The organism is Streptomyces sp. NRRL WC-3742, assembly GCF_000720635.1.
Classification (GTDB): Bacteria; Actinomycetota; Actinomycetes; order Streptomycetales; family Streptomycetaceae; genus Kitasatospora.
Map to the genome: position 1 here is coordinate 1 of NZ_JOCF01000172.1, position 880 is coordinate 880.

Genomic DNA, 880 nt, shown 5'->3' on the forward strand with positions numbered 1-880 from the left:
CCTCCTTGACGGCTCAGCCCTGGCCTATACTTGAGCAGTCAAGGAGGTGGCAATGACAATCCCGACCCCTGCCCCCGGCGAGACCCCCGACCCGCTCGACACCGCCCTCCGGCTCGTCCGCGCCCAGGCCGCCCTGGTCAAGCGCTTCGACGCCACCCTCGGCGGCCTGCACGGCGTCAGCCTCTCCGACTTCACGATGCTGCTCCACCTCGGCCAGGCCCCCGGCGGCCGGATGCGCCGCGTCGACCTCGCCGAAGCCCTCGGCCTCACCGCCTCCGGCGTCACCCGGGGCCTCGCCCCCCTCGAACGCATCGGCCTGGTCTCCCGCGAGGCCGCCGCCCGCGACGCCCGCGTCGCCTACGCCGCCCTCACCCCCACCGGCCGCGAACGCCTCGCCGAGATGCTCCGCACCGCCCGCCAGGTCGCCGCCGACCACTTCGCCGCCACCACCTGGAGCCCCGAGGACCTCGACCGCCTCACCACCCTCCTCACCCGCACCGGCGGCACCGCCCCCGACACCCGCCGCATCCCAGGCGCCTCCTAGGCTGATCCTTCGACGCACCCGCACCACCACGAAGGGCCACAGCATGACCGACACCCCCGACCTCACCGTCGACGGCACGGGCCTGCTCTGCGTCCAACTCCTGCTGCGCCTGCGCGCCCGGATCGCCCACCTGCCCGCCGGCGCCGTCGTCCACATCCGCACCACCGACCCGGCCGCCCCGCTCGACCTGCCCGCCTGGTGCCACCTCACCGGCCACACCTACCTCGGCCCCCTCCCCCACCCCGCCGAGTCCTACGAGGTCTACGGGCTGCGCCTCACCTCCGCCCCCCTCCCCCCCCCCCCCCAACGCCCCCCGGACCCCCCCCCCCCGGCGGC

General features: G+C 76.0%; 2 protein-coding genes. Both read left to right on the top strand.

Going from position 1 to position 880, the window contains the following annotated elements:
* Positions 1 to 52: 52 nt before the first annotated feature.
* Complete coding sequence (locus IH61_RS49855) at positions 53 to 544, top strand: MarR family winged helix-turn-helix transcriptional regulator (RefSeq protein ID WP_051838790.1); 492 nt, start codon at positions 53 to 55, stop codon at positions 542 to 544.
* Positions 545 to 587: 43 nt separating this feature from the next.
* Positions 588 to 880, top strand: a 293-nt coding sequence (locus IH61_RS0139895) for a sulfurtransferase TusA family protein (RefSeq protein WP_051838791.1), incomplete at its 3' end; no start/stop codon positions are given.